22 protein-coding genes are annotated in these 24,901 nt (G+C 70.7%); 6 read left to right on the top strand and 16 right to left on the bottom strand.

The window, feature by feature from the left end:
• Window positions 1-59 precede the first annotated feature (59 nt).
• From KYK13_RS28720 to KYK13_RS28710, 3 genes are read right to left on the bottom strand one after another with little or no spacing between them, the layout of a single operon-like run.
• On the bottom strand, window positions 60-1,064 hold the full coding sequence (locus tag KYK13_RS28720; RefSeq protein WP_223636002.1) for a fumarylacetoacetate hydrolase family protein: 1,005 nt from the start codon (window positions 1,062-1,064) through the stop codon (window positions 60-62).
• On the bottom strand, window positions 1,061-2,371 hold the full coding sequence (gene hmgA / locus KYK13_RS28715) for a homogentisate 1,2-dioxygenase (RefSeq protein WP_223635999.1): 1,311 nt from the start codon (window positions 2,369-2,371) through the stop codon (window positions 1,061-1,063). The genes KYK13_RS28720 and hmgA overlap by 4 nt, the downstream gene beginning before the upstream one ends.
• Before the next feature lie 41 nt (window positions 2,372-2,412).
• Window positions 2,413-2,880, bottom strand: coding sequence for a MarR family winged helix-turn-helix transcriptional regulator (locus tag KYK13_RS28710; protein WP_223635996.1), 468 nt, complete (start codon window positions 2,878-2,880; stop codon window positions 2,413-2,415).
• 131 nt (window positions 2,881-3,011) lie between these two features.
• On the opposite strand from KYK13_RS28710, the gene KYK13_RS28705 reads away from it, so the two are divergent.
• Both KYK13_RS28705 and KYK13_RS28700 read left to right on the top strand, forming a co-directional pair.
• Window positions 3,012-3,173, top strand: coding sequence for a hypothetical protein (locus KYK13_RS28705; protein WP_223635993.1), 162 nt, complete (start codon window positions 3,012-3,014; stop codon window positions 3,171-3,173).
• A gap of 312 nt (window positions 3,174-3,485) precedes the next feature.
• Complete coding sequence (locus KYK13_RS28700) at window positions 3,486-5,099, top strand: hypothetical protein (RefSeq protein WP_223635991.1); 1,614 nt, start codon at window positions 3,486-3,488, stop codon at window positions 5,097-5,099.
• Window positions 5,100-5,101: 2 nt separating this feature from the next.
• Here KYK13_RS28700 and KYK13_RS28695 read toward each other — a convergent pair whose 3' ends face one another.
• From KYK13_RS28695 to KYK13_RS28675, 5 genes are all read right to left on the bottom strand, one after another.
• Complete coding sequence (locus KYK13_RS28695; RefSeq protein ID WP_223635988.1) at window positions 5,102-5,593, bottom strand: hypothetical protein; 492 nt, start codon at window positions 5,591-5,593, stop codon at window positions 5,102-5,104.
• 68 nt (window positions 5,594-5,661) lie between these two features.
• Window positions 5,662-7,068 (bottom strand): hypothetical protein, encoded by a 1,407-nt coding sequence (locus KYK13_RS28690; RefSeq protein ID WP_223635985.1) that lies wholly within the window; start codon window positions 7,066-7,068, stop codon window positions 5,662-5,664.
• A 53-nt stretch (window positions 7,069-7,121) separates the two neighbouring features.
• Window positions 7,122-8,402: an MFS transporter gene (locus KYK13_RS28685; RefSeq protein WP_223635982.1), complete on the bottom strand. Its 1,281-nt coding sequence runs from the start codon at window positions 8,400-8,402 to the stop codon at window positions 7,122-7,124.
• Window positions 8,403-8,413: 11 nt separating this feature from the next.
• On the bottom strand, window positions 8,414-9,154 hold the full coding sequence (locus KYK13_RS28680) for a dienelactone hydrolase family protein (protein WP_223635979.1): 741 nt from the start codon (window positions 9,152-9,154) through the stop codon (window positions 8,414-8,416).
• A 127-nt stretch (window positions 9,155-9,281) separates the two neighbouring features.
• Entirely contained in the window at window positions 9,282-10,133 is an 852-nt protein-coding gene (locus tag KYK13_RS28675; protein ID WP_223635976.1) for a hypothetical protein, read from the bottom strand.
• Between the two features lie 284 nt (window positions 10,134-10,417).
• Between KYK13_RS28675 and KYK13_RS28670 the strand changes: the two genes are divergently transcribed.
• Together KYK13_RS28670 and KYK13_RS28665 are read left to right on the top strand one after the other, a co-directional pair.
• Window positions 10,418-11,533 (top strand): alpha/beta fold hydrolase, encoded by a 1,116-nt coding sequence (locus KYK13_RS28670; protein WP_223635972.1) that lies wholly within the window; start codon window positions 10,418-10,420, stop codon window positions 11,531-11,533.
• 18 nt (window positions 11,534-11,551) lie between these two features.
• Window positions 11,552-12,067 (top strand): GNAT family N-acetyltransferase, encoded by a 516-nt coding sequence (locus tag KYK13_RS28665; RefSeq protein WP_223635968.1) that lies wholly within the window; start codon window positions 11,552-11,554, stop codon window positions 12,065-12,067.
• A 69-nt stretch (window positions 12,068-12,136) separates the two neighbouring features.
• Here the strand turns inward: KYK13_RS28665 and KYK13_RS28660 are convergent, their stop codons facing one another.
• From KYK13_RS28660 to KYK13_RS28630, 7 genes are all read right to left on the bottom strand, one after another.
• Window positions 12,137-12,661 (bottom strand): hypothetical protein, encoded by a 525-nt coding sequence (locus KYK13_RS28660; RefSeq protein WP_223635965.1) that lies wholly within the window; start codon window positions 12,659-12,661, stop codon window positions 12,137-12,139.
• Between the two features lie 120 nt (window positions 12,662-12,781).
• Window positions 12,782-15,214: an ABC transporter permease gene (locus tag KYK13_RS28655; RefSeq protein ID WP_223635962.1), complete on the bottom strand. Its 2,433-nt coding sequence runs from the start codon at window positions 15,212-15,214 to the stop codon at window positions 12,782-12,784.
• A 180-nt stretch (window positions 15,215-15,394) separates the two neighbouring features.
• Window positions 15,395-18,121 carry a PQQ-dependent sugar dehydrogenase gene (locus tag KYK13_RS28650; protein WP_223635960.1) on the bottom strand — a complete coding sequence of 909 codons (2,727 nt, stop codon included), beginning with the start codon at window positions 18,119-18,121 and terminating at the stop codon, window positions 15,395-15,397.
• Window positions 18,122-18,177: 56 nt separating this feature from the next.
• Window positions 18,178-18,720, bottom strand: a complete 543-nt coding sequence (locus KYK13_RS28645) for a hypothetical protein (RefSeq protein WP_223635956.1) — start codon at window positions 18,718-18,720, stop codon at window positions 18,178-18,180.
• A gap of 95 nt (window positions 18,721-18,815) precedes the next feature.
• Window positions 18,816-19,352, bottom strand: coding sequence for a hypothetical protein (locus KYK13_RS28640; RefSeq protein WP_223635952.1), 537 nt, complete (start codon window positions 19,350-19,352; stop codon window positions 18,816-18,818).
• 192 nt (window positions 19,353-19,544) lie between these two features.
• Window positions 19,545-20,099, bottom strand: a complete 555-nt coding sequence (locus KYK13_RS28635) for a hypothetical protein (protein WP_223635949.1) — start codon at window positions 20,097-20,099, stop codon at window positions 19,545-19,547.
• Between the two features lie 95 nt (window positions 20,100-20,194).
• A complete protein-coding gene (locus tag KYK13_RS28630) occupies window positions 20,195-21,442 on the bottom strand; it encodes a citrate synthase family protein (RefSeq protein ID WP_255654027.1) in 1,248 nt (415 codons plus the stop codon).
• Between the two features lie 173 nt (window positions 21,443-21,615).
• On the opposite strand from KYK13_RS28630, the gene KYK13_RS28625 reads away from it, so the two are divergent.
• Both KYK13_RS28625 and KYK13_RS28620 read left to right on the top strand, forming a co-directional pair.
• Entirely contained in the window at window positions 21,616-22,392 is a 777-nt protein-coding gene (locus KYK13_RS28625) for a class I SAM-dependent methyltransferase (RefSeq protein WP_223635942.1), read from the top strand.
• Window positions 22,393-22,463: 71 nt separating this feature from the next.
• Window positions 22,464-23,801, top strand: a complete 1,338-nt coding sequence (locus tag KYK13_RS28620) for a S9 family peptidase (protein ID WP_223635940.1) — start codon at window positions 22,464-22,466, stop codon at window positions 23,799-23,801.
• A 7-nt stretch (window positions 23,802-23,808) separates the two neighbouring features.
• On the opposite strand, the gene KYK13_RS28615 is transcribed toward KYK13_RS28620, so the two are convergent.
• Window positions 23,809-24,837, bottom strand: a complete 1,029-nt coding sequence (locus KYK13_RS28615; RefSeq protein ID WP_223635937.1) for a prephenate dehydrogenase/arogenate dehydrogenase family protein — start codon at window positions 24,835-24,837, stop codon at window positions 23,809-23,811.
• Between the last annotated feature and the right edge of the window lie 64 nt (window positions 24,838-24,901).

Here is a 24,901-nt window from a genome sequence, read left to right as displayed (position 1 = left end):
CTGCGCGCCCGACGCACGGAACAAGGGCCCCTGACGGAAAAGGGGCCCCCTTTCTCGGCCTACCCGCCGACCACCTGGTCGATGGCGCCGAAGATGCTGGCGCCCGCGTCGTCCCGCATCTCGATGCGCACCCGGTTGCCGCGCTTGAGGAAGGGCGTCCGGGGCGCGCCGTCGCGGAGCGTCTCCACCACGCGCACCTCCGCGATGCATGAGTAGCCCGCGCCGCCGTCCCGCACGGGCTTGCCGGGGCCGCCGTCCGGCCCCCGGTTGGACACGGTGCCGGAGCCGATGATGCTGCCCGCGCACAGCGAGCGCGTCTTCGCCGCGTGCGCCACCAGCGTGCCGAAGTCGAACGTCATGTCCACGCCCGCGTCCGCGCGGCCGAAGGGCTCGCCGTCCAGGAAGACCTCCAGGCGCCGGTGCAGCTTGCCGTCCCGCCACGCGGTGCCCAGTTCATCCGGCGTGACGAACACTGGCGAGAGCGCCGACGCGGGCTTGGACTGGAAGAAGCCGAAGCCCTTCGCCAGCTCCCCCGGGATGAGGTTGCGCAGCGACACGTCATTGACCAGCCCCACCAGGACCACGGCCCCCAGCGCCTGTTCGCGCGTGGCGCCAAGGGGCACGTCGCGCGTCACCACCACGACCTCCCCCTCCATGTCGCAGCCCCATGCCTCATCGGCGAGCGGAATGGGCTGGCAGGGTCCCAGGAAGCCGTCGGAGCCGCCCTGGTACATCAAGGGGTCGGTCCAGAACGAGGGCGGCAGCTCCGCGCCGCGCGCCTTGCGCACCAGCTCCACGTGGTTCACGTATGCGGAGCCATCCGCCCACTGGTACGCGCGGGGCAGCGGCGCCGCGCACCGCTTGGGGTCGAAGGGCGCTCCGGGGACCTCCCCGCGCTCCAGCCGCTCCGACAGCGCGCGCAGGGCCGGCGCGCGGTGGTCCCAGTCATCCAGCGCGGCCTGCAACGTCGGCGCGATGGCGGACGCGTCCGTCTGCCGGGACAGGTCCTTCGACACGACGACGAGCCGTCCGTCCCTGCCTGCATCGAGCGAGGCGAGCTTCACGGCTGGCCGCCTCCCTTGGCGGACAGGTTCGCCTTGGGCAGGTCCGCCCAGCACGCGTCGTAGTCCTTCTGGAGGGCGGCGCTCTCCATGGCCTGCCGCGTGGGGGCGATGACCCAGCGGGTCTCGAACATGAAGGCGAGCGTGTTGTCGATCTTCTTCGGCGTCAGCTCCGCGGCGACGGCGGCCTCGTACGTCTTGCGGTCCGGCCCGTGGGCGCTCATGCAGTTGTGCAGCGACGCGCCGCCGGGGAGGAACGCGTCCGCCTTGGCGTCGTAGACGCCGTGGACCAGACCCATCAGCTCGCTCATCACGTTGCGGTGGAACCAGGGCGGCCGGAAGGTGTGCTCCGCGACCATCCACCGCGGCGGGAAGATGACGAAGTCGCAGTTCGCCGTTCCCGGCGTGTCGCTGGGCGACGTGAGCACCGTGAAGATGGACGGATCCGGGTGGTCGAAGCTCACCGTGTTGATGGTGTTGAAGCGCGCCAGGTCGTACGTGTACGGCACGTTGTTGCCGTGCCAGGCCACGACGTCGAACGGCGAGTGGTCCAGCGTCGTCTCCCAGAGGTTCCCCTGGAACTTCTGCAGCACGCGCGTGGGGCGCTCCACGTCTTCATACGCCGCGTTCGGCGCCACGAAGTCGCGCGGGTTCGCGAGGCCGTTGGACCCGATGGGCCCCAGCTCCGGGAGCCGGAACCCCGCGCCGTAGTTCTCACAGACGTAGCCGCGCGAGGGGCCCCCGGGCAGCTCCACCCGCATGCGCATGCCGCGAGGAATCAGCGCGACGTGGCCGGGCGGGACCTCCAGCACGCCCAGCTCCGTGACGATGCGCAGCGCCCCGGACTGCGGGACGATGAGCAGCTCGCCGTCCGCGTTGAAGAACGCCGTGTCGGCCATGGGCGCCGTCGCCGCGTAGAGGTGCACCGCCGCGCCCGCGCCCTCGGCCGGAGAGCCGTTGCCGCCCAGCGTGAACAGGCCCTCCACGAACGTGGTGGGCGTGGTGGGCAGCGGCGTGGGGCTCCAGCGCAGCCGGTTGGGGGAAGGGGGCACCTCGCGGAACGGTCCGCTCTTCAGCGTGCGGGCGTCCACCTGCCGGTACGCCGGGTGGCCCGCGCTGGGCCGCAGCCGGTAGAGCCACGTGCGCCGGTTCACGCCGCGCGGCGCGGTGAACGCGGTGCCGGAGAGCTGCTCGGCGTAGAGGCCGAACGCGACGCGCTGGGGCGTGTTCTGGCCCACGGGAAGCGCACCGGCGACAGCCTCCGATGCGTGCTCGTTTCCAAAGCCTGTCAGGTGGCGGACGTTTTCCATGGCATCCGAAATAGTAACAGATGTAACCAATGCGGCAAGGCTCAGGGGGCCGGCTTGAGGGCGCGGATGGCGGCGCGCTCCACGCGCTCCAGCAGCGAGCGCAGCGTCGCGCGTTCAGCGGGTGACAACTCCGCCAGCACCTCCGCCTCCGCCTCCAGCGCGGCGGGGGCTATCCGCTGGTAGAGCCTGCGCCCCGAGGCGGTCAGCGTCAGCCGCCGCGAGCGGGCATCGCTCTGGCTCGTGGCGCGCCGCACCAATCCACGCTCCTCCAACGAGCGTGCGGCGCGGCTGACAGGCACCTTGTCCATGCGCGTGCGCCGGACGAGCTCCAGCTGCGAGCGTTCCCCGTCCTCGCCCAGCACGGCGATGAGGCGCCACTCCTGCGTGGAGAGGCCGTCCTCGGCCGCGTACACGCGGGCGATGCGCTGGCTCACGACGTTGTCCGCGACCGACAGGCGATAGGGGAGGAAGTCATCCAGGGTGAGGCGCGCGGCGCGTGCTTTCTTCATCGGGCGGAGGACTATAGCCAGCGCGGTGCTCGCCGAGGCCGCCCGTCCGTCTGCCCTCCAAGGCAGGCGGACGAGGTGGGCGCGCTGCACGAGGGGCCAGCGGAGCGGACCTTCAAGCAGGGAGGTCCATCATGGCCACGAGCAAGCAGCGCGCCGCCGGACGCAAGAACATCAAGAAGGCCGCGACCGCGGCGAAGCGCAAGGGCACGCTCAAGAAGCTGCCCAGGCGCACTCGCACCGCCCTGGGCAAGCAGGCCAACAAGGTGAAGCGCCAGAAGGCGAAGGCGCGCTGAGCCGTCCGGACGGGATGGCCTGGGGGCGGCACTTCCGGGGAAGAATCATCAGGCGCAAGCGCGGAGGTTGCACCACCCCTGGGTCGTCGGGCGGACCGCCAATGCTCCGGGCAGAGGTGTCACCGCCAGGTTTGACACCCTTCCTGCTCTGGATTGTCACGCTCGCGAGCACCCCCCACCGTTGCCTTTGGACCGCAGGTCCGTGGGGGCCCGATGCGCGCGCGATTCCTCGTCATCCTTATTCTGCCCTTGCTGGCTTCGGCGACTCATGCCGGAGCACAGGGGCGCGGCCCGCCGGAAGCGGCCGCGGCCGTGCATGAGGCGCCGCCCGGCAAACCGTCGGCGTTCTCGAGCCTGACGTCGCTCGCGCAGGGGGCCGTGCTCTTCGACAACCTGGGGACCTTCCAGCGGAAGGTGACGACCCAGTCTCCCGAGGCGCAGGCCTACTTCGACCAGGGCATGCGGCTCACCTATGCCTTCAACCACGACGAGGCCGCTCGCTCGTTCGCCCGCGCCGCGCAGTTGGATCCCTCGTGCGCCAGCTGCTTCTGGGGCGTCGCGCTGGTGTTGGGGCCCAACTACAACGTGCCCATGTTGCCGGACCGCGCCGCGACCGCTTGGGATGCCCTGCGACGGGCCCAGGCGCTCGCCCCCTCAGTGACCCCCACGGAGCAGGCGCTCATCGGCGCGCTGTCCAGGCGCTACGGCGGGCCGGAGCCTCGCACACCCGAACAGATGCAGCCGTTCTCGCAGGCGTATGCCGATGCCATGCGCGACGTGGCGAAGCGCTTTCCGGATGACCTGGATGCGCAGGTGCTCTTCGCCGAGTCCCTGATGGACCTCCACCCCTGGAAGCTGTGGACGCTGGGGGGCAAGCCGGAGCCGGGGACGGAGGAGATCGTCTCACGGCTGGAGGCGGTGCTCGCCCGCGCTCCGGACCACCCGGGCGCCAATCACTATTACATCCATGCCGTCGAGGCCTCGGACCATCCCGAGCGCGCGTTGCGCTCCGCGGAGCGGTTGCCAGGATTGATGCCTGGCGCCGGTCACCTCGAGCACATGCCGGCGCACATCTACCAGCGGGTGGGCCGGTACGAGGACGCCTCGGAGAGCAACCGCCGCGCCATCCAGGCGGACAATGCCTATCTGCGCGAGGTGGAGCCCATCGGGTATTACCCCATGTACCTCGCGCACGACTGGGGCTTCCTGTCGTACTCCTCGTCCATGGAAGGGCGCGCGGAGGAGTCCATCCGCGCCGCGCGCGAGTCCGCGAAGCTCCTGTCACCGGAGATGCTGACGGTGATGCCGGGCATGGACTTCTTCGCCTCCGAACCCCTGCTCGCGATGGTGCGCTTCGGGCGCTACGACGCGCTGCTGGCGGAGCCCCGGCCGGATCCGAAGTACCCGGTGCTGACGGGGATGTGGTTGCACGCGCACGGGCTGGCGCTCGCCGCGAAGGGCCGCTTCAAGGAGGCCCGCGCTGAGCACGCGAAGCTCGTGGAGCTGACCGCGAGCGTCCCCGACACCCTGACCGCCGGCAACAACCCGGCGAAGGACGTGCTGGACGTGGCGGCGCGTGTGCTCGACGCCTCCATCGCCGAGCGGCAGGGGCGCTCCGACGCACTGATGCGTTGGGAGGACGCGGTGCGCGCCGCGGACGGGCTGGCCTATTCAGAGCCAGGCGACTGGTTCTATCCCGTGCGCCATTACCAGGGCGCGGCGCTCCTGGACGCGAAGCAGTACAAGGCCGCGGAGGCTGTCTACCGGGAGGACCTGCGCCGCAACCCGGGCAACGGTTGGGCCCTCTTCGGGCTCACCCAGGCGCTGAAGGGACAGGGCCGCACGGCGGATGCCGCTGACGCGCGCGAGCGCTTCGAGAAGGCCTGGGCGAACGCGGACATCACGCTCACCCGCACTGCGTTCTGACGTCAGCGCGCTCCCGCGCGGCGGAAGCCATACACCCACGCGCCGGCGGCGATGAGCGCGGGGAGCACCACCGACACGGTGAGCGCGCCGAACACCGCGTCGTTGGTGGGCTGCCCGATGAGGTCCACGCCGGACACGCGCAGCCACGCCTTCACGCAGGTGATGCCCCAGTTGGCCCAGTTGGCCACGATGACCGCCCAGGCCAGCCGCCGCTGTCCCACGGGGCCATAGCGCAGCATGGGCAGCGTCCACGCGACGCCGAGGAGGAAGAACGTGCCCATCAGCGCGTTCAGGTGCGCGGCGAGCGCCATGTGCGGATCCGCGGGCACCTTCCCCGTCATCGCCGCGGAGACGTAGCCGCCGGTGAGCAGGCCCACCAGCATCAGCCACGCCGCCGCATGGGCCATGAGCCGGGCGGCGGGCTGGACGAGCGGGACGACAGGGGCCTCGGTGACGACGGCCTCGGGGAGGGGCTGGACGGGAGCAGGGCGCATGGTGGGCGGAGCGCCATCCTCGCACCCGGCCGCGCGCGGACGCCAATCACCCCGTCCAGACTCCCCCGTCAGAAGCGCGCCTGGAGCAGCACGTTGACGCCCACGACGTTCGCGGGCTGGAAGACGGGGGCGGCGATGCCCGTGACGTCATCCTCGAAGCGGGTCCGGTTCGGGTCGTGCGTGTAGGAGACCTCCGCCAGCACGCCCGCGATGGCTCCCAGGTCCCAGCGGGCCGTGGCCTTCACTGTCACCACCAGCCCGGGGTCGTCGTCTTCAGGCAGGAGGGTGACCATGTTGGGCCCCTTGACCACGATGGTGTAGTTGCGGCCCGGTCTGAGCAGGGGCGTGCTCCGGAGCGAGGCGGGGCGGGTGACGCGCACGAGCAGCCCGGGCGTCAGTCCCCAGTCCTGGAGGTGGTAGTCACTGCTCAGCGAGCCGGACATCTCCGCGCGCGTCTCCGAGTCGCTCGGGAAGTCCCGGTCCGGAGGGAACCCGGGCACGTCCACCTGGATGAAGGAGAGCGTGCGGACATAGGCCAGCGCATGCGCGCGCCAGAAGCCCTGCTTCACCCGCGCCTCCAGGGCTCCGGCGCCCCCCGTCTGCATGGTGCGTTCCATGAAGACATCTGGATTCAGCAGTCCCTGGGACACGAGGCTGCCCTCCAGCGACACCGACGCGCCGAAGCCTCCCGTGTAGGCCTCCGGCTGGAAGAAGCGCTCGAAGAAGGTCGGGTCGCCCTGGTACAGCGCGAGGTCCACGTTGTTCCCCACGGCCGCGCCCCGGTGCCAGACCGCGCCCAGTGACGCTCCGTACACGGGGGCGTGCAGGTCGAAGCCGACAGTCGCGGCGGAGGGGAACTGGCCCCGGTTGAACGCGGTGCCCTTCGCGGCCAGCCGCAGCTCGGGCGTGACGTCCACGAAGCCGCCCGCGAGCAGGGCATAACGCCGTGAGACCTCCAGGCTCAGGTCATTGAGCACGTTGGCGGACTTGAGCGCCACGAAGGCATCCCAATGCCGCCGGGACAGGCGCAATTCCAGCGCGGACTCGCTCCCGGTCGCGCCCACGGAGCGGCGGGGGAAGGCCTGGCGTTCCCAGGTGACCGGCCAGGTGAAGCCCATGTAGAGGCGGTCCGTCCGCAGGGGGTGGACCGCCAGGAGGAGCCCCTCTCCGGGCTCCCAGCCCGAGGGCCGGTAGCGCAGCCGCAGGTTGCTGCCGAAGTCCTGCAAGACGAGGCCCTGGGTGTTCGGTGTGGAGAGGAAGAATGACAGCGTGGCCTCCGCGCGCAGGCCCGATGCAAGCTCCGGCGTATGACCTTCCAGCGCCGCGTGGAAGGAGGTGCCCGAGCCTTCGGCATCGATGTTCTCGTCGGCGGCCTGGAAGGACAGGCGCGCCTGCAAGGGTGGTTCGGTGGGCGGGGGTTCAGGAGCCTGGCCCAGGCACAGCAGCAGGGGAAGCGTCAGGAGTTGAGCCGTCATGGGCGCGCGCGTCTAGCACGCCCCGCCAAGGACCGTCATTCCCACGAGTCGAATCAGGAGGCCGCGTCGATGCGGCTGTGGCGCCGGGTGTCCGGCATGACCGTGTAGACGAGCAGCGAGCAGAAGATGCAGGCCGTGACGTACCAGAAGAACCACGGCTCGTGCCCGGCCAGCTTCAGGCGCGTGCCCACGTACTCCGCGGTGCCGCCAAAGAGCGACACCGTCAGCGCATAGGGCAGCCCCACGCCCAGGGCTCGGATGCGCGCGGGGAACAGCTCCGCCTTCACCACGGCGTTGATGGACGTGTACCCGGAGAGGATGACCAGCGCCGCGAGCACCAGCATGAACGCGGTGAAGGCGTCCTTCGTCCGCGTCAGCGCGGTGAGCAGCGGCACCGTGAACAGCGTCCCCAGGATGCCGAACCCCATCAGCACCGGCCTGCGCCCCACCTTGTCGGAGACGAAGCCCAGCACCGGCTGCAGCAGCATGTAGAGGAACAGCGAGCTCGCGGAGATGAGCGTGGACTCGTCCCGCGTCAGCCCCACGGAGTTCACCAGGAACTTCTGCATGTAGACGGTGTACGTGTAGAAGGCCAGCGTCCCGCCCATGGTGAGCCCCACCACGACGGCGATCTCCTTCGGGTGGCGCAAGAGCTCGCGCATGGGGTGGTGCTCGGACGGCTTCGCGGCCTCGCGGGTGAAGGCCTCCGTCTCCACCATGTGGCGCCGCAGGTAGAAGCCGAGGATGGCCAGGCCTGCGCCAATGCCAAACGGGATGCGCCAGCCCCAGGCCTCCAGCTGCGGGCCCGTCAGCAGCAGCCGCTGCAACACCAGCAGCGTCAGCGTGGCGAGCAGTTGCCCCAGGATGAGCGTGACGTACTGGAACGAGCTGTAGAAGCCCCGGTGGCGGGAGGTGGCGACCTCGCTCAGGTAGGTGGCGCTGGTGCCGTACTCGCCGCCCAGGGACAGGCCCTGGAGCAGCCGCGCGAGCATCAGCACGACGGGCGCCATCACGCCGATGCGCGCGTACGTGGGGCACGCGGCGATGACCAGCGAGCCCAGGCACATCAGCGTGACGGACAGCGTGAGCGCGGACCTGCGGCCGTGGAGGTCCGCGTAGAGCCCCATCAACCAGCCGCCCACCGGCCGGATGAGGAAGCCCAGCGCGAAGACGCCGGCGGTGTTGAGCTGCTGGACCAGCGGGTCCGCGTCCGGGAAGAACGAATGTGCGAAGTACAGCGAGAACGCCGAGTAGACGTAGAAGTCGTACCACTCGATGAGGTTTCCCACCGAGCCGCCGAAGATGGAGAACACCCGCTGCCGCACGTCGGACATCGGGCGTTGGCTCAGGCCTTCAGCGTGCGGCCGAACAGGTCCTCGAGCCGCTTCCAGTGCGTCTCCGCGGCCTCCGCGTTGTACGTGGGCGAGCCCGGGACGGTGTAGCCGTGGTGCGCGCCGGGGTAGAGCTCCGAGCGGTACTTCAAGCCCGCGTCCTTCAGCGCCGCCTCCAGCGTGCGGATGGCGTCCGCGGGCATGGAGTTGTCCTGGTCCGCGTGGCCGAAGTACAGCTCGGCCTTCACCTTGCCGAGGAGGCGGTGGGGGCTGTCAGGCGCGTCCGTGGCCAGGCGGCCGCCGTGGGAGGAGGCCACCGCGCCGATGCGGTCCGGGAAGTCCGAGGCCATGCGCACGGCGATGCCGCCGCTGAAGCAGTAGCCGGCCACGCCCGCCTTCGGGCCCTTCACGAAAGGCTGCCGCGCGAGGAAGTCCAGCTCCGCGCCCGCGTCCTGCTTCAGCCGCTCCGGCGTCAGCCCGCCGATGAGGCCGTAGAGCCGCTTGCGGAACGTGTCGTCCGCGAAGGAGCTCCCCTGGAGGTCCAGCTTCGAGGTGTGGCCATCGCGATAGAACACGTTGGGCATCAGCACGACGTAGCCGGACTTCGACAGGCGCCGGGCCATGTCCTCGAAGACGGGCCGGATGCCAAAGGCATCCGGAATCATGATGACCGCCGGCCACGGTCCCGAGCCCTCCGGCTGGAACAGCTTCGCGTCCATCACTCCATCCGCGGTCTTGATGTCGACGTCCTGCATGGCGGGGTGACCTCCAGGGAGGGCGGTGCATTCGCCCGTGCCGGAAGAGACACCACACGCGCGGGCGATGCACCATCCGTTTCGCGACGGGCGCCTCCTCTCCGTGCGAAACGGACACTTGCGCGGACTAATTGACGCAGTTGTACCAGCCGCGCTTGCCGTTGCTGACGGTCATCTCCCACGTGCGGATGCCGCTGTTGTAGTCGATGGACACGCCGTCGTTGAAATCGCTGGTGCTGAAGTTGCCGCCGACGCCGGTCAGCAGGCACGCGACGCCGCCCGGATCGTAGGCCAGGCTGTATGTGAAGGTGCCCGGGTTGCCGGCGGTCTTCAACCCTCCGGCCACTTCCGTGGGCACGTCCACGCAGGCCGCGTACGCGCCGCCGGCAGCGCCCAGGTTGCCGCCCAGGTACCAGTTGTAGCCGTCATTCCAGACGCGGGCGTAGTCGGAGTTGGCCGCGAAGCCGCCCGCGGCCGTCACCTCCATGAGGAAGCAGCGGCGCGAGGCGGTGACCGCGCCGAGCAGCGTCGCCGCCTGGCCGTCGAACCAGGACATCACCGGGGTCCGGTTGGCGGCGGTGTTGATGCACTGGACGCCCACGCTCAGGGCCTTGCTGTTGTTGTGATGGACGAAGATCTCCCAGTCGTTGCCGTACTGGAACACGCCCGCGCTGGCCCAACTGGTTCCCTTCAGGTTGCCCTGCACGCCCCTCAGGAAGCAGGTCCGGTTGGTGACGGTCCCGATGGAGGTGGAGACCAGGCCGTTGGCGGTGGTGCCCCACCAATAGGTTCCGCCGAGGCTGACAGCCTGCTCGCTGGTCGCGAGCGATGCGTCCTCCGGGGCGGACGAGGCCGGGGCCTCGGTGCCGGTCTCGGCCGCAGTGGCTTCGTCCATCATCGGGTCGCCGCCGCAACCCACCGCGAAGAGGCAAAGGGGCGCCGCCAGGAACAGCTTTCGCGCGAAGTGATTCGAGTGCATGTCGCTTCTCCGTTCGTCGTTCAGGGAATGCCGGCGTTGCGTTCCGCGGTCCGGGGGGCATCCCGGGCGCTTTGTCAGCAGGAACGGGCGGTCCATGAGCAACGCGGATGCCAGCGCCGCGTCCTCCAGGTGCGGGCGTCGAGGACGGCAAACCTTGCGTGTTTTCGGAGCATGGGGCTGGCAAGGCTTGCGCGGACGGCAAGGGTTGCATGGTGGCACGTGTGTCGGTGCGCGGGCCCTGGCAGGATCGCGGGTGACTCCTGGATTGGAAGGGCAAGGTGGGCATGCATCGCGAAGGCACGGCCGTGGTCCGGACCCTGGTGCTGGTGGGCGTGTTGTTCGGGGCCGGCGCGCGGGCGGAGGTGACGCGCGCGGAGTTCCTGGTGCCGTCGGAGGAGGGCGTTGAGGTGTCCGTCCGCGAGCTGAAGGACACCGGCATGCAGGTGGCGAACCTCCCGCCGCTCATCCTCCTGCACGGCGCGCGGGTGCCGGGACGGGCCTCGTTCGACCTGCCGGTGGAGGGCGGCTCCATCGCGGCGGAGCTCGCTCGCGCGGGGCACGTCGTGTACCTCATGGACGCGCGCGGCTATGGCGGCTCCACGCGGCCCCTGGCGATGAGTACGCCCGCGAAGGGCCGGCCGCTGGTGGGCTCGCACGAGGTCGTGCAGGACGTGCACGCGGTGGTGGCCTGGGTGAAGGCGCGCACGGGCCAGCGCCGCGTGGGGCTCGTGGGGTGGGCCACGGGTGGGCACTGGGCGGGCATGTACGCCAGCCTCCATCCGGACAACGTCAGCCACCTGGTGATGCTCAACGCGCTCTACGCGGGCAGCGCGGAGCACAAGATGCTGGGGCGGGGCACGGACTTCGAGGATCCGAAGCGGCCGGGGCAGTTCAACGCGGAGGGCATGGGCGCCTACCGGTGGAACACGGGCGCGTCGCTGATGGCGGTGTGGGACCGGCAGTTGCCGGCGGAGGAGGCGGAGCGGGCGAAGTGGCGCGACCCGGAGGTGGCGGCATCGTTCCAGCGCGAGGCGGTCGAGAGTGATCCGCTGGGGCCTTCTCGCACGCCCTTCGCCTTCCGGGCGCCGACCGGAGCGTTGGAGGACAGCTTCTACCTGGCGGCGGGCCGGCAGCTCTGGGATGGCGCGTCCATCACGGCGAAGGTGCTCATCCTGCGCGCGGAGAACGACTTCTGGAGCCGGCCGGAGGATGTCACGCGCCTCCAGGAGCACCTGGTCCACGCGGCCGGCGTGAAGGCCGTGGTGCTCCCGGGAGCGACGCACTTCGTGCACCTGGAGCGGCCGGAGCGGGGCCGCCGGCAGCTCATGGACGAGCTGCTGCGCTTCACCGGCGCGCGTGTCACTCCCGCTCCGAAGCCGCCCAAGCCCACCACGCCGTGAGCCGCTAGACTGGTGGAGATGATTTCCATCCGGAGACTCGAACAGGCGACCCCCGAGGAGCAGCAGGCGCTGGCCGAGCTGCTCATCGACTCCGTGGACGGAGGCGCGTCGGTGGGGTTCCTGCCGCCGCTCTCACCGGAGGCAGCGGCGGGGTACTGGCGGGGCGTGCTCGCGGCGCTGGGCCCGGGGCTGGTGCTCTGGGTCGCGGAGGTGGACGGGCGCATCGACGGCACCGTGCAGCTCGCGCCGTCCCTGCGTCCCAACGGGCTGCACCGCGCGGAGGTGCAGAAGCTGCTCGTGCATTCGCGAGCCCGGGGACAGGGGCTCGCGTCGCGGCTGCTCCAGGAGGTCGAGCAGTACGCCCGGAGCGCGGGGCGCACCCTGCTGGTGCTCGACACGCTGGCGGGCTCGAAGGCGGAGGCGGTCTACCGGCATTGCCAGTGGCAGCGCGCGGGAGAGATTCCCGATTGGGCGCGGCACACGGACGGCGAGCTGCACCCCACGGTCCTCTTCTTCAAGCGGCTCGCTCCGTAGCGTCTCACGCTGCGCGAGGGCAGGGCGGGGTGTTGGAATGAAGCGCGTATGAGCACATCGGGCGGGTTCTCAAGGAGCGTAGGGGTACCGCGCCAGGACCTTCCCGTCCGGCGACACGGCATACAGCTCGTACCAGTGCGCGGAGGGATTGAATCCAGGGGCCGCCCAGCCGCACTTCTCGACGCGTCGATTGATCTCCACGAAATACAAGCCGCCGTGCTGGGCGACGGAGACCTCCATGGCCTTGGCGGTATATGAGCAGTCCTTTGCATACTCCTTGGGAAAACTCGCCAGCAGGCGCTGCAGGGCTGCATGGGCGGCGAGAATCGCAGGGCCGTCCAACGTCGCCAGGGGGCGCAGGTCGTCAGGCCACTCAATTCCCTCCGCGATGACGGGGGGGCGCGGAGCGGTGCCATCCGGGATCGTGTCCGTGTCCGCGACGACGGTCGGAATGTCCTGGTGCGGCCAGGGCCCCGGAGCTACCGCGAGGTCGAACCGCCCTTCCAAGATGGGCAGTTCAGAGCGCAGGTAGTAGAGCCTGGGCCCGCGCATCCCAGGACCAGCATGGCCATGACGGTGCAGATTCGCTGCCATGCGTAACGCCGTTCCCTTGGGACAATCAGGCGTTGGAGCTTGAGTGGGAGAGCAAGCATTGCTCCCTCAGGATAGCGGGGCGCCCGCGTGAGTTCGCAACCGTCAGTCGTGCTCCAGCGTTCACTCCGCCCGGAGCACGACCGCGGGGGGCACGTGCGCGGCCCTTCGCGCGGGCAGCAGTGCCGCGAGGAACGCCACGGCGCCGAGCACCGTCACCACCAAACCATACGTGAGCGGATCCGTGGGCCCCACTCCGTTCAGCAGGTGGGACAGCGCACGGCTGGCTCCCCATGCGAGCCCCAACCCCAACACCAGCCCCACCGCCGTGAGCCTCAAGTACTGGCTCAACACCATGCCCAGCAACTGCTCCGCGCGCGCGCCCAATGCCATGCGGATGCCCAGCTCGCGGGTGCGCTGCACCACCGCGTAGGCCACCACTCCGTAGAGCCCCACCGCCGCCAGCACCAGCGCCACCCCCGCGAAGAGGCTCGCCAGCAGGAGGTAGAAACGCAGCGGCGCCACCGTTCCATCCACCACCGACGACAGCGTCCGCACGCTGCCCACCGCCAGGTTCGCGTCCAATCCCCGCACCTCCGCTCGCACCGCCTGCGCCAGCCCGAGCGGCTCCCCCGAAGTGCGGAGCACCAGCGTCATCTCCGTGCTCCGCGCCTGCTCATAGGGCACGTACACCTCCGGCGCGGCGGGCGCGGCCAACCCCTCCGCGGCCAGGTTCTCCACCACGCCCACCACGCGGCCTCCGAAGGCGCCGTTGCCCAGGTCCATGTCCGTTTCCAGGCCGCGGCCCAGCGGGTCCTCTCCTGGCCAGAAGCGGCGCGCCGCCTCAGCGTTGATCAACACCGCGCGCCCACCCGCGCCCCGGTCCTCCGGAAGCAGCCCCCGGCCACGAAGCACGGGCACTCGCAGCGCCTCCAACGCCCCCGGCGTGACGATGCGGATGCTGGCCTGCCAGGCCTCCGTGCCCGGCGCCACCGGCCGCCGAGGGTCGCGCACCGCGAGCGTCCACCGCTTCCCCTCCAGCGGCAGGGCATTCACCGCGCCCGCGGTGCTCACCCCCGGCAGGGCCCGCAGCCGTTCGAGCAGTCCGTCATAGAAGGCTGCCGGCGCCGCGCTCCCGATGGCATACCGGTAGGGCGGCAGGTCGAGCTTCACGGTCAGCACGCCCTCCGGCTGGAAGCCCGGGTCCACCCGCCGCAAGTGCACGAAGCTGCGCAAGAGCAGGCCCGCGCTCACCAGCAGCAACACCGCCAGCGCTGTCTCCGCCACGATGAGCGCCGCGCGGGTGCGATGATGGTGCGCGGCTCCGCCCGCGCCCTCGCCCACGGTCCGCAGCACGCGCGCCAGCTCCACCCGCGACGTCTGCCACGCCGGCACCAGGCCGAAGAGGAGCGTGGTGAAGACAGACAGGCCCGCCGTGAACGCCAGCACCGCGCCGTCGAGTGACACCTCGTCGATGCGCGGAATGTCCTGGGGCCCGAACGCCGCCAGCGCATCCAGCGCCCACAGCGCCGCGAGCAGTCCGGTGACACCTCCCAGCGCCGACAGGAGCGCGCTCTCCACCAGCAGCTCCCGCGCGATGCGCCCACGGCTGGCACCCAGCGCGAGCCGTATGGACGTCTCGCCCTCGCGCGACGCGGCCCGCGCCAGCAGGAGATGCATGAGGTTGGCGCACGCCATGAGCAGCACCAGCCCCACCGCGCCCAGCAACAGCCACAACGAGGGACGCACCTGGCCCAGCAGCACGTCGCGAAGGGACTCCACGCTCGCGCCCATGCCCGCGTTCGTCGCCGGGTACCTCGCCGCCAGGCTCCGCGCCACCGCCGACGCGTCAGCCCGCGCCCGCGCGAGGCTCACCCCGGGCCCCAGCCGCCCATACACCTCCAGCCAGTGCGCGCCTCGCGCCTCCGGCTTCGTCATGGACTCGTCCCGGACCATGGGCGTCCACAGCTCCGCATGCGAGGGGAAGTCGAAGCCCGGCTCCATCACCCCCACTACCGTCCACGGCAGCGGGCCGCCGAGGTTCACCGCGCGGCCCAGCACGTCGGGGCTGCCGCCAAAGCGGCGCTGCCACAGCGCATGTGACAACACCGCCACCTGGGGGGCTCCCGGCGCGTCATCCCCGGGCTGGAGCGCCCGGCCCAACTGCGCGCGGGGCCCCAGCACCTGGAAGAAGTCCGCCGTCACGATCGCGGTCTGCACCTTCATGGGCGAGGGCTCGGCGCCATCCGCCCCGAGCGTCACCCTCGCGGGCGCCACGCCGACGAGCCCCTCGAAGGCCCGCGTCTGCTCGCGCAGGTCCAGCAGGTCTGGCGGCGAGGTCGGCCCCGGCCCCTGCCGGCCCACGCTGAACAGCCGCACGAGCCGCGCGTCATCGCGCATGGGCAACGGCCGCAGCAGCACCGCATGCACCACGCTGAAGATGGCGACGTTGGCGCCAAGGCCCAGCGCCAGCGTGGCCACCGCCACGAGGGTGAAGAGCGGATCGCGCCGCAGCCGCCGCAGCGCCAGCGAGAGGTCCTGGAGGAGGGGAGCCATGTCGGACGTGGGTGAGCATGGCCCATGCCACGGGGGCCGGACAGCGACTCCCAGCCGACGGGCCGGCGGAATGCCGTCACCCCCTGACCGCTGCTGGGACTCCGCATCCCGCTTCCGGACACACGGGAACGGGACGGCGTCCACCCGGGGCGCCGCCCGTTCATGTCGAGCACGAAGGCTTCAGCTCACGCGCGACCGCTTGCGGCGGGTGGCCAGCGCGACGAGCGCCAGCCACGCGAGCGGAGCCACGGGGGCCGCGCCGCAGCCGCAGCCGGAGTCCTCCTCGGGCAGGGGCTTGCCCGTGCCCGCGTCCGGGGTGCCCGTGCCGGCATCCGGCTCACCCGTCTCGCAGCGTCCATCCCCGACACAGACCGTCGCCGAGGCCTCTCCGGTGGCGCCTCGCGTGTCCACCACCACGAAGCGCACGGTGTGCGGGCCCGGCGCCAGGCCCATGGTGTCCCAGCGGCCCGGCTCGCCCCCGAAGTAGAAGCGGGTGTCCGTGCGGGCGTCCGTGGAGACCCGTGTGCCGTCGACGTAGAACTCGGCGCGGGTGCAGCCCACGTCGTCCACGCAGTCGCCGAAGAACTCCGCCGTGGGGCCGGACACGCGCTCGCCCCGGGTGGGTCGGATGAGGATGGCCCTGGGCGCTTCATCCGCCTTCGTGGTGAGGGTGAAGGTCTGCTCCGCGTCCGGCGACACGCCGTTGGCCGCCCGCACGCGCACGTCCACGGTGCCCGCCGCAGAGGGCGTCCAGGTGATGAGGCCGGTGGCCGCGTCGATGCTCATCCCCTGCGGAACCGTGCCCTCCAGCGAGAAGGTGGGCTGCGGACGGCCCGCCGCATCCACGTCGTAGCGGTAGGCGGCGCCCACCACGGCGGTGGTGACGGGCGTGGAGGTGATGGAGGGAGGGAGCGGTTCGTCATCCACCTCCACGGCCTCCAGCGTGCGCGCGTCCAGCCCCGGCATGGCCAGCGTGAGGGTCGTGACGCCGTCCACGTTGTCCGCGTCCTGCGCGGCCTGGAGCGTGACCGTCTTCGGCGTGTTCCAGTTGGACGTCGTGAACGTGAGCGTGGACTCGGACGCCACGGTGATGTCCGGGTCCCCTTGCGTGGGCGCCACCGTGACGGTGACGGTCGACGACGGCCGCAGCGACAGGGACACGGAGAAGCTGGCGGTGCCGCCCTCGGGCACGGCGAGCCGGGTGGTGGACAGCACCAGCCGCGGTGAGTTGTTGTCGATGGTGGTGGCCACCACCGCCTCGTCCGCCAGGCCCGCCGAGGACATGGTGAAGGTGGCAATGTCCGCGTCCGCGTCCGCGTCCTCCACCGCCTCCAGCATCACGACCTGGGGCACGCTCCAGTTCTCCGGCGTGAAGGTCAGCGTGTCACCGCCCACCAGCCGCAGGTCCTCAGAGCCGCCCAGGGCCCGCGCCAGTCGCACCGTCACGGGCGCGCCAGGCGCCTGGGCCAGCCGCACGGTGAAGGCCGCGCGGCCGCCTTCCATCACGCGCAGGTTGAGTCCGCTCACGACCAGCTTCTGGGCGGAGGTCGCCGGCATCACCCGGCGCACCACGCCGCCGGTGACCCCGATGGTGTAGAGCGCGCCGTCCGGCCCCACGCTCAGGTCCACGTTGGAGGCGAAGCCCGTCCCCCACTCGTCCACCGTCGCCACCGAGTCGTCCGCCGCCAGCGTGACGCGCGTCAGCTGGGCGCTGTTGTAGTCGCCGAAGAAGTAGTTGCCGCGGTACTCCGGCGGAAAGAGGGTGGCGTCGTAGAAGGTGCCGCCGGTGAGGGAGCCGCCCAGCGCCTGTGTCGTCGCGCTGCCCCCGCCGCCGGCCGCGTCCGGCAGGCCCGGCTGGGCCACGGTGAAGGTGGTGGCGGTGGGCGCGTTGTCGGCGCTGGCGACGTAGAACTCGCCGTTGAAGCTCGCGTCGCCCCTCACACCTTCGAGCGTGAGCTTCTCCCCCTTGCGGAAGCCATGCGGCGCCGTGGTGGTGAACGTGGTGACGCCCCCGCTTCTCACCGCGCCCGAGGTGGTGAGGTTGCGAGTATCGATGGAGTTGGTGCGGTACTTGACCACCGGGGTGATGTAGTCGTTGGTGACGGGCTGGTTGTTCTCGTAGTCGTCGTAGCCGGCGTGGCTGCGCCGGTTCACGACGAAGACCTGCTCGTAGCCCGTGCCCACGCTGTTGACCCACAGCCGGCCGTTGACAGGCTGGAACGTGAAGGTGAACGGATTGCGGAAGCCGCGTGCCCAGATGTATTCGTTGTTCGGCCCCACGCCGTCGTTGAACGGGTTGTCATTGACGGGTGTGCCGTCCAGGTTGGCGCGGCCCACCTTGGCCGCCAGGGACGTCAGGTCATTGTCCACGCCGGTGCCGTTGCCCAGGTCGCCAATGGACCAATAGAGCTTGCCGTCCGGACCGAAGCCCAGCCCGCCGCCGTCGTGGTTGTTGCCCGCCGTGGGCAGCTTCGTGACGACCTCCGTGCGCGCGATGCCTGTGCCATTGGCGTCCGTGTACCGGACGATGCGCTGCTCGGAAGCGGAGACGGTGACGAAGAAGTAGACGTACCGGTTGACCACGTAGTTCGGGTCGAACGCGATGCCGATGAGGCCACACTCGCTGTTGGTATGGACCGCCGGCTCCGTGGCGAACGTGCGCGTCACCAGCGTGGAGGTGCCGGGCTGCGTCTCCAGCACTCCGTTCTTCATGGCCACCGTCCGCACGACGCCAGTCTTCAGCGTGACGAACAGCCGCCCTGAACCATCCGGAGCCCACGCCATGCCGGTGGCCTGCGTCAGGCTGCTGGACGAATAGCTCGTTTCCACGAAGCCGGTGGGGACAGCAGCCCTGGCCGGCGAGGACAGCATCCAGAACAACAGTGAGGCCATGAGGGGAGTACGCATGGCCCCAGACCCTACCGCACCCCGAGTGCGGCTCGGTGCCCCGCCTGGAGCAACCCCTACCGCGTCGCGGTGAAGTCCCGCTGGATGAGGCACTTCACGCTGCCGCCGTCCACGGAGGTGAGCTTCGCCTCGTACCGGCCCTCGAGGGTCGATGCATCGGTGTCCGTTCGGGGCGCCGGCGCGCGCACCGTCGCCTCGATGCTGAAGGTGCGCTGGACCTGCTCGGACAGGTTCCGCATGGTGCCGAACTCGAGCTCCCGGAAGGGCTCGCCGTAGTAGTCGGTCGACAGGGAGTCGTCGCCAAACTTCCCCGTGACGTAGCTGCCGGCGGACAGGTTCAACACGAGGGGACCCGTGGGCAGGCGCTCTCCCAATGCCTCACACCCCTCACCTGGGGGCGATGTGTCCGCGAGCTGGACCGCATAGGTGCCCGAGATGGCGCAGCCGTCCTCACCGTCGGGATGCGTGCTGCTCCCTCCACAGCCCGGGCTCACCATGCCGCTGCCCATGGTCACCAGGCCCACGGCGACCAGCACCGGGATGCGGAGGAACGTCACGACCTTCGAGGACCGGGTGCCGCGAGAGGATTCAATGTGCACGGAAGACTCCAGGTGGAAAGGGAGGCGTCAGACCAGGCAACGCCTCCCTTTTTTGCACCTGGGGTCCGTGGTGTTTCACGTCACGGCGGTGTGCGTTACAGCGTCACGTTTCCGGACACCACCTCGGTGAACTCGCAGGGGATGTCGCTGGAGAGCGTGGTGCAGCTGGACGGCTGTGCCGGGGTCCACGTGGTGGCGTTGAGCTTGATGGCCGCCTGCGAGCGCTGACGGTAGACGCCCGCGGCATACGGCGTGGGGTTCGCCGTCTGGCCACCGAAGTCCGTGTTCGTCTCCGGCCAGCAGCTGCGGCTGCCCGGCAGGGCCGTCCAGGTGACCGCGCCCGTGCTGCTCACCGACTTCTTCTCCACGATGGAGCAGATGTAGATGATGGGGTAGTCCTGGTCGCAATCCCAGGCGGAGGCCTGGGCGCTGATGGGACCGCCCACGTCATACGTGTAGGGATTCGTGGCCTCGACCACGCACGTCGTGCCCGGGATGGCCTTCGTCACCTCGGACTGGACCCGGGCGACATCGCCGCCAGCGGGAGCCGGCTCCTTCGCTTCCGGCGCGGGACCGCACGCGGCGAACACCAGGGCCATCACGGCAAGGCTGCACGTCTTGAACTTGAACATGTGGGGTGTCTCGGGGAAATGAACCTGACACTCCGTCACCGCTCATCATTTGAATCCCATGCGTCAGCAAGGATTCCTGGTGAGCGATGACTGGAGCGCCAGAATGGTAAAAGCTTTCATTCCCTGCCGTCCACCCACGCGCGGCGCAGGTGTGCGGGAGGCACGCCACGTGAAATCGTGGGGGGGGTGACGTTAGCGCTGGCGGGACGCGAAGGTGGGGGCCGCGGTCATCGCCTGGCTGAGCTGCCGGGCCGCGGACGAGAAGGCGCCCCGTGCGAGCTCCTGGCCGGAGGTGCCGAGCACCTGGGCGAACACGTGGTCGAACCCCTTCTCAAGGCCCATGGCCTCGTGGGGTTCCCCCTTGGAATCCGCGACCAGGTAGAGGGACGACTCCAGCTCCGGGGGCGGCGCTTCGCCCTTCTGCCGGTACAGGTCCTTCATGGCGTCGAGCGACTCGTCACGGCTCTTGCGGATCTCCCCGCGCGCCATGCCCTTGAAGAGGCCCGGGACGTCGCGCAGATCCACGTGGATGACGACGATGGGCTTCTTGTCGCGCACGTCATAGATGAACTGGGAGGCCTTCTGGCGCAGCTCCTCCCGGGTGCCCTTGTTGGCGTACAGCACGAGGGTGGGGCGGCCCTGCCCGATGGGGACCGCCTTGCCGAACACGTCCTTGAGTTCAGCGGCGCTGGCCGGAAGGGCCCCCAGCAATCCGAGCAAGCAGGTCAGCAGGGCGGTCTTCTTCATGCAGTGGTGGCTCCAGAAGGGGGTGAAGAAACGCATTGGGTCCACCAACAGCGCCATGCCCATCCTGAATCCCAACTGAATCCCAACTGCTGACTTCAATGCGTCCCGGCGTGGGGCGGTGAAGAGGGACCGACGTAGCGAGCCCTGGGTCGCAGCAGATGGCCCTGCTCCCGCTGCTCCAGCACGTGGGCCACCCAGCCCGCCGAGCGCCCCACCGCGAACACCGCGGACGCGGCGCCCTTCGGCAGCCCCAGCGCCTCCGCCAGCATCACCAGCCCCACTTCCATGGATGGCGCGGGCTGCCCCGCGTCGCGCATCACCTCCACCAGCGCGGAGGCCACGCGGACCGTGCGCGCCTTCGGGCGGAGCTCGCGCGCGGCCTGGATGAGCGAGGGCGTGCGGGGATCTCCCTTCGGATACAGCCGGTGGCCGAAGCCCGGCACGGATTCGCCGCGGTGGAGGTACGCGGCCACCACCTCCTTCGCGCGCTCTGGCCGGCCCACCTCCGCGAGGAGCGTCTCCACGCGGTCGCATGCGCCGCCATGCTTCGGCCCGGAGAGCGCCGCCATCGCCGCGCCCACGCACGCGTACAGGTCCGCTCCAGAGGACGCCGTCACCCGCGCGGCGAACGTCGACACGTTCAGCTCGTGGTCCGCGCAGAGCACCAGCGCCTGGTTCAGCAGCGCGGGTGCGCGAGGCGAACGGGCATCCCACGCGCGCGCCAGCGAGTCCGCCACCGTGCGCTCACGCAAGGCGAGCCCCACGCGCTCCGGCGTCCGGGCTCCGCACACCCAGGCGGACAGATGCCGCAGCAGGTCCCGGGCCCGCTCGAGCTCCTGGTCCGGTGGCGCGGCGCTGCGCACCGGATCCCTCGCTCCCAGGAGCGACACCACTGTCGCCAGCACCTCCGCGGGCGGCGTGGTCCTGGGGAGGAGCGACTCCAGGGCGGAAGGCGGGAAGGGCGGTCGCGGCGCGCGCCACTTCATGCCCTCGCGCCGCGGCAGCACGCCAGACCACAGGAGCTCCGCCACGTCCTCGAAGGAGCGCCCCTGTGTCGCCAGCTCCACCGCGGAGTGGCGTCCCCGGTACGCCAGGCCTTGCGCCTCCACGCGCGACACGGCGGAGTCGATGACGGGCTCGCCCCAGCGCAGCGCTCCCGCCGCCACCGCCGCGTGTCCCGCTCGCGCGTCGTGGCGGACCTTCAGCCGCTCCAGGTCCGCGCGGGCGTAGCGGTTCTCCTTCGTCCCCTGCACCGGCACGCACCGCACCAGTCCCCGGCTCACGTAGGTGTAGAGCGTCGCGCGCTTGACGCCGAGCAGCGCCGCCGCCTCGCGCGCCGACATCAGGGCCTCCTCCCGCTCAGGTCGATGGTCGAATCGAGATTGAGCGCGTCCACCCCGGCGTCTATCCATGCTCCACCCGCCTCCTGGAAGGAGAGTGTCGGCGCGGCGGAGCGCCGCTGTCGACGTGTCTTTCCTCATGGACGCGTGGAGCCCCAGACACGGGAGGACATGCCATGCAGGTGGACTTTGGCCGCACGTCGGACGACTACGCCCGGCACCGCGCCGGCTTTCCAGAGGCCTTCTTCGAGCGGCTCCTTCGGGAAGGCATCTTCCATCCCGGGCAGCGCGTCCTCGACGTGGGGGCGGGCACGGGCACGCTCGCGCGGGGGCTGGCGAAGCGCGGGGGCGAAGTCACTGCGCTCGACCTCTCGGAGTCCATGGTGGAGTCGGCCCGGCGGCTCTCCGCCGAAGAGGGGCTGTCCATCGACTTCCGGGTGGCGCCCGCGGAGCGGACCGGCCTTCCCTCGGAGTCCTTCGGGCTCGTCACCGCGGGCACGTGCTGGCATTGGTTCGACCGCGCAGCCGCGGCCCGGGAGGCATACCGGGTGCTGACGCCGGGAGGACGGCTGGTCATCGCGCACTTCGACTGGCTGCCTTTGCCGGGAAACATCGTGCAGGTCGTCCACACCCTCATCGACACCTTCAATCCCTCTCAGGTCGCGCCCTACGTCGAATTCGGGCACGACGCCGGGGTCTATCCCCGCTGGTTCCAGGATGTCGCCATGGCGGGCTTCACCGGCCTGGAGTCCTTCACCTTCGACAGCGCCGTCCACTACTCCCGCGAGGCCTGGAGGGGGCGGGTGCGCGCCAGCGCCAAGGTGGGCCCGGTGCTCTCACCGGATGAGGTCGCCCGGTTCGACGCCGCGCACGCGAAGCTGCTCGACGGGCGCTTCCCGGACGCGCCGTTCGCCGTGCCCCACCGCGTGTTCGCCCTGGTGGCCACGCGGTGACAAGAGGCGGGTGACAGAGGCGAAGGCCTCCGGTGTTCCAGCCGCCAGCACCCGCTTCGCTGGAGGCCACCATGGGCATCACACTGGACCGTCGCTCCCTCATCCAAGCCAGCCTGGGGCTGACCGGGGGGCTCGCGCTCCTCCGGGGCGCTCCCGCCGCCGCGAGCTCAAGGCCGTCCACGGCCGCGCCCACCGCCGAGGAGCCGCGGCCCTGGTGGGAGCTGGGGCTGCTGGCGGACCCCATCATGGAGAGCCAGTTCCTGCACTTCCTGGCCGCGGCCTACAGCGCCCAGTCGGACATCGGCGAGGTGCTGGACACGGCGACCCGCATCGTCGCGGGGGATGACTGGAGCTGGCCCAACGAATGGGTCCGCACCGCCGACCGCATCCGCGTCATGGGGGACGTGAGCCTGTCACGCCGCCACTCCATCAGCGCGGGCAACGCCTACCTGCGCGCCGCCAACTACTACCGCGCCGCGCTCATCCACCACCCCGAACCCACCCATCCGAGCGTGGTGGCCACCGGGCGCAAGGCGGTGGATGCCTACAACAAGGCGCTCTCGCTGCTGAAGATTCCGGGCACGCCCGTGCGCATCCCGTACGAGCGCACCACGCTGCCGGGCTACTTCTTCCGCGCCCCGAGCGCCCGGGGCATCGCCCCGCTGCTCATCTTCCAGCAGGGCCGCGACGCGTGGCCGGAGGAGTCCAAGTACGTCATCGACGCGGCGCTCGAGCGAGGCTACCACTGCCTCATCGTGCACGCGCCCGGCCAGGGAATGGCCATCCGCGAGCAGGGGCTGCCGTTCCGCCATGACTGGGAGCAGGTCATCAAGCCGGTGGTGGACTTCGCGCTGTGCATCGCGGGCGTGGACTCGCGGCGCATCGCGCTGTTGGGCTGGAGCATGGGCGGCGCGCTGGTGCCGCGCGCGGCCGCGTTCGAGCGGCGCATCAAGATCCTCATCCCCAACCCCGGCGTCCTGAACTGGGGCGACTCCTCGTTCGAGCAGTTCAACACCTACTTCCCGGAGGTGATGCCGCTCCTGGACAGCGACCCCCAGGCCTTCGACGCGGCCATGGGCCAGCTGATGGCGCAGGTGTTCCTGTATCGCTGGTACATGAAGGACGCGATGTTCAAACACGGCGTGAGCACGCCGTCCGCGCTCCTCTTCGAGCTGCGTCGCTACAACAACGAGCCCATCGTCCACCGCATCCGCTGCCGCACGCTGGTGATGGACGGCACGGGCGAGGCCTTCTCCCAGGGGCAGGCCCGGCTCCTCTTCGACGCGCTGGAGTGCCCGAAGGACTACATGCTCTTCACCGCCGAGGACACGGGGCTCCTGCACTGCCAGGAGGGCGCGCAGGCCGTCGCCAACCACCGGATGTTCGACTGGCTGGACGAATACCTCTAGCGCCGCGTCATCGCAGGCCGCTGCCCAGCACGACGCGGAAGACGGCCTCGACCTCCTGCGCGTCCAGGCCCAGCTCCCGGGCCCATGCGCGGCGCACGGCGAGCAGCGCCTCCGTGCGCGCGGGCTCATTCCCGGGGGCCTGGGCGCGGCGCTGACGGCGGACCAGCTCCTCCCGGCGGGCGAGCAGCTCCACCAGCTCCCGGTCGAGCGCATCGATGTGCTCGCGCGGCTCGCGAGGCTCTGGGACTCCCGGCTCCAGGCCGGACACGGCGAGGCCCGCGGCCCCGGGCTCCGGTGTCACGGCGGGGAGCACGTCCAGGTCGCGGTGGATGCCCTGGAGCGCCGCGAGCAGCCGCCCGCGTGCCTCCGTGGCGAAGGGGTTCTCCTGCTGGATGGCATTGAAGAGGTGGCCCGCGTCCGCGCGCACCGTCTCGATGGTGCGCGACAGCGCCTTGAAGCTCGCCGGCGCGAAGGGCACGTCCGCCGCCGCGCCCGAATCCACCATGCCCTTGGCCACGAAGAACGTGAGCGCGTGCGTGCGCGCCATCACCTGGTCATGGCCCTCCGGCGTCTGCTCAATCACCTCGCAGCCGAGCCCCTCGTAGAACCGCCGGGCGCGCGAGGCCGCCTCCGGATGCCGCGGGTTGGGGCAGAGCACGACGCGCATGGGGCGCTCGGCCATGGCCAGGCTCAGGGGGCCAAAGAGCGGATGCGTCCCCACCCAGGGCACCTGCGCGCCCAGCACCTCCGTCAGCGCCTCCACGGGCTTCACCTTCACGCTGCCCACGTCCAGCACCAAGTGCTCCGGCGTGAGGAAGGGCCGCAGTGACCGCAGCACGTCCCGCATCCGTGGCACCGGCACCGCCACCACCACCAGCTCGGCTCCCTCCAGCAGCTCCGGCATCGAACGCGCGCGCAGCGGCTCCGGGATGTCCGCCACCGGATCCAGTGCGCGGTGCTCCACGCCCACCGCCTCCAGCAGCGTTCCCAACGCGCGTCCAAAACGTCCGTACCCCACGAGGGCGACATGCGGCATGCGCCGGAGTCTACGCGGGCGTGGGGCCCGGAAAAGACCGCCGGGTCCCTCGTGGCGAGGAACC

It is taken from the genome of Corallococcus sp. EGB, from assembly GCF_019968905.1.
Classification (GTDB): Bacteria; Myxococcota; Myxococcia; order Myxococcales; family Myxococcaceae; genus Corallococcus.
This window is presented reverse-complemented; position numbering and strand designations above follow the sequence as displayed.